General features: G+C 48.6%; 6 protein-coding genes and 1 pseudogene. 3 read left to right on the forward strand and 4 right to left on the reverse strand.

Translation table 11 applies throughout. From position 1 onward, the window contains the following. Window positions 1–452, forward strand: a 452-nt coding sequence (locus ACESNI_RS01935; RefSeq protein ID WP_373084473.1) for a TRAP transporter large permease subunit, incomplete at its 5' end; no start/stop codon positions are given. A gap of 92 nt (window positions 453–544) precedes the next feature. Here ACESNI_RS01935 and ACESNI_RS01940 read toward each other — a convergent pair. Both ACESNI_RS01940 and ACESNI_RS01945 read right to left on the reverse strand, forming a co-directional pair. Continuing rightward, the gene (locus ACESNI_RS01940) at window positions 545–1,747 is read right to left on the reverse strand and encodes a CaiB/BaiF CoA transferase family protein (RefSeq protein ID WP_373084475.1); all 1,203 of its coding nucleotides are present in this window, start codon (window positions 1,745–1,747) and stop codon (window positions 545–547) included. Between the two features lie 7 nt (window positions 1,748–1,754). Next, window positions 1,755–2,540, reverse strand: a complete 786-nt coding sequence (locus ACESNI_RS01945) for an IclR family transcriptional regulator (RefSeq protein WP_373084477.1) — start codon at window positions 2,538–2,540, stop codon at window positions 1,755–1,757. A gap of 192 nt (window positions 2,541–2,732) precedes the next feature. Here ACESNI_RS01945 and ACESNI_RS01950 point away from each other — a divergent pair, with 192 nt between their 5' ends. Further along, the gene (locus tag ACESNI_RS01950) at window positions 2,733–3,725 is read left to right on the forward strand and encodes a TAXI family TRAP transporter solute-binding subunit (RefSeq protein WP_373084479.1); all 993 of its coding nucleotides are present in this window, start codon (window positions 2,733–2,735) and stop codon (window positions 3,723–3,725) included. A gap of 78 nt (window positions 3,726–3,803) precedes the next feature. Continuing rightward, a complete protein-coding gene (locus ACESNI_RS01955; protein WP_373084481.1) occupies window positions 3,804–5,702 on the forward strand; it encodes a TRAP transporter permease in 1,899 nt (632 codons plus the stop codon). A 79-nt stretch (window positions 5,703–5,781) separates the two neighbouring features. On the opposite strand, the gene ACESNI_RS01960 is transcribed toward ACESNI_RS01955, so the two are convergent. After that, window positions 5,782–6,210: a DUF302 domain-containing protein gene (locus tag ACESNI_RS01960; RefSeq protein ID WP_373084483.1), complete on the reverse strand. Its 429-nt coding sequence runs from the start codon at window positions 6,208–6,210 to the stop codon at window positions 5,782–5,784. 39 nt (window positions 6,211–6,249) lie between these two features. Further along, window positions 6,250–6,446: pseudogene (locus tag ACESNI_RS01965) on the reverse strand (IS110 family transposase); the annotation flags it as partial.

Raw genomic sequence — 6,446 nt, forward strand, 5'->3', positions numbered from 1 at the left:
ATATCGATCCCTTGGTTGCCCATTTTGTCGTTTTCTATTCGGCATTGCTTTCCGCCTTAACACCTCCCGTTTGTACCGCTGTTTTCACAGCTGCGGTAATTGCCAAGACGGACTGGTTCTCAGTGTCTCTTGTCTCGATGCGCCTCGCGTTAATGAAATATCTGATGCCTGTATTCTTCGTATTTCGTCCAGCTGTTCTGCTCGAGGCAGGAATAGAAGAGATTATATGGTCGCTTGTTATGGGACTGGTTGCATCCATGCTGATGGCGATCGGCGGCGGACGGTTTTATCGGCAACGCATTTCGGTTCCCCTTGCCCTCCTTCTCGTGGTTGTGGGCGCCTTGGTTGCAGCTAATAAATGGTGGCTGGATTTGATAGCCATACTGGTATTGGCGGCCATAGTAATTACGCAGAGGCGGGCTGTCTGGTTGGAGAAAAGGGCAGGAGCCTAAGCGTTTTCTCCTGCTTGTCCTGTTTCTTCGGGGTACCCAAGGGCGGCTTTGAACCACCGACGGGCGGATAGCGCGTTGGTGGTCAAATCTATTTAGATAACACCATCGCGCTTTAAATCCGCGATATGATTCTCGCTAAATCCGAGTGATCTAAACACAGCTTCTGTATCATGACCATGCTGTGGTCCTGTGCAGGTCACCGAGCCAGGTTTTTTTGCGAATTTCGGTGTAACTGCGGGCATTGCAACGGGACCGAGTTCAGGATCGTCCACTTTAATAATAGCGTCCCGTGCTTGGAATTGATCTGAATTGAATATATCTTCAATCGAAAAGACGGGTCCGCCCGCCACACTGCCAGCTTTCAGTTCCTCCAGAGCTTCGTTCTGTGTCCGTTCAGCGAACCAATCTGCGACAATTTTGTCCAATTCGTCCGTATGTTTCACCCGGTTAATATTGGTCGTGAAGCGAGTATCGGTAATTAACTCTGGCCGACCCATTTGACGAGCGAGGTTCTCAAAGATTGATTGCGCCGAAGCACTTAATGAAATCCATTTATCATCTTTTGACCGGTAAATATTGCTAGGACTGGCATACTGGCTTCGATTGCCGGATCTTTCTCTGACATGACCCAGTTGGTCATATTCGATTGGCAGGAATTCCAGCAGACGGAACATGGATTCCACAAGCGACAAATCTATTATTTCGCCAGGTGCTTCTGGATTTTTAGCCTTGTTCCAGCAGGCAATAATGATACCAAGTGCCCCAAACACTCCCGCAGTCGCATCAGCAACCGGGAAGCCGATGTGCATCGGGCCACTTTCAGGGTAACCACAAAGATATGTAAAGCCTGAGAAGGCTTCTGCTACACGCGCGAACCCGGGGTCGGTCGCTTTCGGACCCGTTTGGCCATATCCTGAAACGCGCAGGATTATGAGGCCGGGGTGACGCGCCTGAAGAATTTCTGGACTAAGACCATATTTTTCCAGAGTACCAGGACGGAAATTCTCAACAAGAACATCAAATTCACTAATGATATCAAGAAGCAAGTCACGTCCCTGAGGTTTTCGAATATCCAGGGTAATGCCCTTTTTGTTGCGGTTGGTTACCTTCCACCAAAGTGACTTGCCTTCCTTGTGGGGGGGAAGATCGCGTAAGGGATCTTCGCGATCCGGAAGCTCTACCTTGATGACATCTGCACCGAAGTCGGCAAGGAGCGTCGATGCTATCGGAGCTGCTAACATGGTCGAAAGGTCCAGTATTTTAAGGCCGGATAGAAGTTGTGGCTTGTCGTTCATGGTTTTCCTATCTGTTGATGGCGTCATATTCTTTGCCGATCAGTTTTGCCGTCTTCATTACGGCAGGAACACATTTATCAACGTATGAATCGCTATACCTACTTCGAGGCATTGCAATTGCTATAGCAGCAATGACCTTTCCCTCCTGGTCATATACAGGGGCCGCAACACCGGAAGCTTCCTTGGCCCATTCTCCTTGTGCAGTGCCCCAGCCGTTATGTTTAATAAAATCCAATCGGCTCAGAAGGACTTCTTTTGTGAGTTCATATTCCCGGGAAATGGGATCAGTTGCAATGAACGCAAACAGGGCTTCCAGTTCATCTTTGTTCATGCCAGATACAAGGCAGGCTCCTGATCCGCTTAGATAGAGACGGTTTCGTCGGCCAACCTCCATTACGTAGCGAACCGGTTGCAGGCTTGGTTCCGTCGCAATTACAACGCGGTCCCAACCCTCACGTACAAGGACTGTGGCGGTTTCATCCGTTTCCTCGCGCGCCTTGCGTAAATGCTTTCTTGATATTTCTGCCAGTCCATTGCGATCAAGCATTGTGTCTACCAAGGCCAGACAACCGAAAGAGAGAGCGTAACGGTCGCTTGCGGGGTCCTGAGTAAGCAAGCCTTCATTTACTAGTGTCCGTGCAAGACGAAAAGTCGTGACCTTGTTGAGGTTCAACTCATTGGTGAGTTCTTTAAGAGACATATCTCTGCTGCCGCCTTTGAATGCTCTCATCACAGCCACAGCACGACTGACCGTTTGCAAATATTGAGTCGGATACGTCTTTGGCGTTTTCACAGCGAAGTCTTCCGCATATTGGTTGCGCTCCTCAAGTTATAGCAACAATTGTGCATGCCGGGCCATTTGATGGTTCTTGACTATCTTATCTATTTCGCGATAATGTTTCAATATAAGATATAACGTTTCATATACTGAAACATAAAGCAAGAAAGCATATAGCTTGAACTTGTATCGTGGGAGAAGAAAAACATGACGTTTCTTAAACATGTCTTTGTGAGTGTGGCATTGCTGCTTACTTTTGCTATGTCATTCGCAAATGCAGAAGACAAACCAATTAATATTCCATCGGGACCGTTCGGAACGGGCAGCAACGCGCTTGGTAGCGCGCTGGAACAGATTTCTAAAAAGACAGATGCGAAAGTTAAACTTGTTGCATCGGAAACCCCGGGGTTGGTCTACAACCTCAAACAATTGAATGCAGATCCTGAAACGAAATCCGAAACTCTCACCCCTTTTACTGCCGGTTTGGCGTATTTGGCTGAGAATGGTCAAAAGCCATTTGCCGGACCGATACCGGCCCCGATGCTGGTTGCCACCTATAATTTAGGAACAGTTTGGCTGGTTACGTTGGATGAGACAATTAAGGAACCGAAAGACCTTATTGGTAAAACTATCGGGCTTGGCCGTCCGCCACAAATTTTATGGACTATCGAACCTGAACTCATCATCAAGCATGGGTGGGGCCTGGATGGTAAAATCGATATCGAATATCTGGGAACCAAACAGGCAGCCCAGGCATTGCTGGATGGTACTGTAGATGCCGCAATTATTGGTGGATATGCAGATCCTATAAACAAGGCGTTTAAGGCAAGCCCGCAAACCCTGACAGTCATAGGCAGCGGGAAAACGCTCTATCATATTCCCTGGGGTAAGGAAGCTATCGAAAAAACGATTGCGACTGGTGTCGGGTTAGGCCAGATTACTATCCCGAAAGATGCCGTTGCTGGCCTCAATTCGGATATGTCTGGTTTCTTTGATCCTATCGCATGGGGAGCCTACCCTGAGATGCCTGAAGAAACGGCCTACCAAATTACCAAAATGATCATCGATAACGTTGGTTTGTTTCAGGAATATCATGCACTCGGCAAACTGATGTCGAGTAAATCGCTGATCTATGGTGTCGATCCTAAAAAGATACATCCGGGAGCGCTTCGTGCTTATAAAGAAGCCGGACTTTTGTAGCCTTTAGCAATGTTAAACTAATCCCCGCCGGTAATGCGCCGACGGGGATGATGTTCTGTCGATTTAGGAAACTCAGTCATGAATAAAGGTTTCGATCGCTCGATCAATATCGCAATTTATGCCATTGCTGTTGCGATGGTGGCATATCATTTGATCAGTGCTTATGGGATTCTGATAGGTAGCATTGAGCACCAGACAGTGCATTTAGCTTTTATTTTTGGACTAACTTTTCTCGTCGTTGTTCGCGCGGCAACAAGCCCGCTTAGACGCCTTGTTTACCTGATCTTTTTCGTATGTGGAATGTTCGTGACCGCATATGTCTATATTAATCTTGATACCCTTGAGCAAAATGTTGGTTTCCCGGCACCGGTAGATATTGCTGTCGGAATCCTGATGATTATTCTTGTGTTTGAGGGAACCCGGCAGGCTTGGGGATGGATCCTGCCCATTGTTGCCTTTGTCTTCGTCGCCTATTTCTTTTTCGGTCATTATCTAGGCGGGCCCCTCTATCATCGTGATTTCTCGCTTGGGTATATTGTCTCGTATTTATCGATCGGGTTTTCCGGTATTTACGGTACTTTTCTTTCCATTTCGGCGAACCAGATATTTCTTTTTGTTGTGTTCGGGAGCCTTATGGGGCTGTTGCGGATCAATGACTTTCCCTATGAACTTGGAAAGCTTGTGGGAAAACGCGTTGCCGGTGGTCCTGGCCAGACGGCAGTTGTTTCAAGCTCGCTGATCGGCATGGTGTCTGGTGCTGCTGTTGCCAACGTCGCGATCACCGGAGCATTTACAATTCCCTATATGAAGCGGACCGGATATTCGGCATCTCTCGCAGGAGCGATCGAGGCGACGGCATCCACTGGGGGCCAATTGATGCCGCCTGTAATGGGGGCTGCTGCCTTCCTGATGGCATTCTTTGTCGGTGTTCCCTATACAGATATTATGCTGGCAGGGCTGATACCCGCTATCTTGTTTTATGTCGGCGTTATGCTATCTGTTCAGTTCGCTTCGATTGCCGCCGGTATCAAGGCCCCGCAAGAAACACCGGACTGGTCGATCATAAGGCGGGGCATCCCGATGTTTGTAATCCCCGTGGGCATCCTTACCGGGTTGCTTCTGTTCCGTTACAGTCCGGCATATTCAGCATTCTGGGCGATTTGTACTGTCTTTGTGTTAAGTTTCTTCCGGGACGGAGGTCGGCCTAGCATTTCTGAGTTCCTCAGCGCGTTAACAGAGGGGGCAATCGTCGGGGCCCAGATCGGTATCTCGCTTTGTATCGTGGGGCTTATTGCGCAAACATTGATAACCACCGGTCTCGGGGGCAAGATAGCGGGTCTTGTCGAACTTTTCAGTGCGGGCAATATTGTTATCGGCTTGCTCCTAACAATGATTGTATCGCTCATCCTGGGATGTGGCGTACCCCCGGTGGCGGCATACAGTCTGGTCGCGCTTGTGGCTATCCCTACTATCATAAAAATGGGTGTGCCGGTAATGGCTGCACATTTCTTCTGTTTTTACTTCGCGATAATTTCTGCGGTAACGCCACCTGTTGCAATGGGAGCTCTCGCCGCGTCAGCAATCGCTAAAGCAAATTATTTCTCAACCGCGATGAAGGCATTCAAGCTTTCACTGGCCGGATTTGTCATTCCGTTTCTTATTGTTTTTAATCCTGTGATGACGCTCCAGAGTACCAATATGCTGAATGCCATTATGTCGATTATTGCTATCTTTATTGTTTTGGCGGTTGGTACTGCAGTGTTGTATGGAACCGGCGCTGTCCGCTTCCAGGGGAAGGACTGGGTTTTTGGCTTGATCGCCGTCGGGGCCAGCCTTACCTATGCATTATGTCGCAATATACTCTCTGCCGAAATTGAAATGGGCCTTTTCCTTGGGGGGCTTGTCTTTGCTATATTGTTGTTCATGTCTCAACTGCGTCAAAAGCGTATGCTAAATATCCATCCCGTCCTTGGGTAATAGTGCGCCGAGTCAAAAGGGGGCTTATAGCCGCGTATTAGAAGTTTGCTATCAACCGAAAGCAATCATTCGACTGAAATCAACCAAACCATCTGTAGGGCTTTCGAGTTACTTTATTTGGAAGACCGCCCCGCTTGACCGCTATTTCCGCAAACTTTGTCAGAGCGGCCGTCATCTTCTTGAAAACCTCATCACGGTCTAAGATGCCGTAGCGTTTTGCCAGGCACGCGGGGTCGGTATATGCGAGCTTCACTGTACCATCGCTCTCTTTCCCGGCGACGGCTTTCGGGGGCAGGTCGAGGCCGATTGCCGGATTTGATGTCATCAAGGGAGTTCCAGTATTCGGTGATCCAAAAATGATCACGGCGATCGGTGGTAGCTCCATGCAAACACCCAAATACTTCGATACATCTGCAACAGCATACCTCCGTTCGGTTATCTGCTTGATTGTATCCAGCTTGAATTTTTCAGTAAATTTGGATCGCCTATAATCATCTCCCTGCCTCATTTTTAGCGGACAAGGTGTCTGCAAATCTAGCAACTGTATTTACGACGCACGCCAAAGCTGGTTTTTTGCCACAAGCGCGTTGGCGATCGTGAGTAGTTTCCGGGCCACAGCGATCAGCACGACTTTGTGTGGTTTTCCACTTTCTTTTAACCGCGCCGCAAAGACTTTGAGGGTTTTGTTGTGCGTCGACGCAACGAGGGCGGCTTGATAGAGCAGGCTGCGAATGATGTATCGCC

Source organism: Sneathiella sp., assembly GCF_041689005.1.
Lineage (GTDB): Bacteria > Pseudomonadota > Alphaproteobacteria > Sneathiellales > Sneathiellaceae > Sneathiella.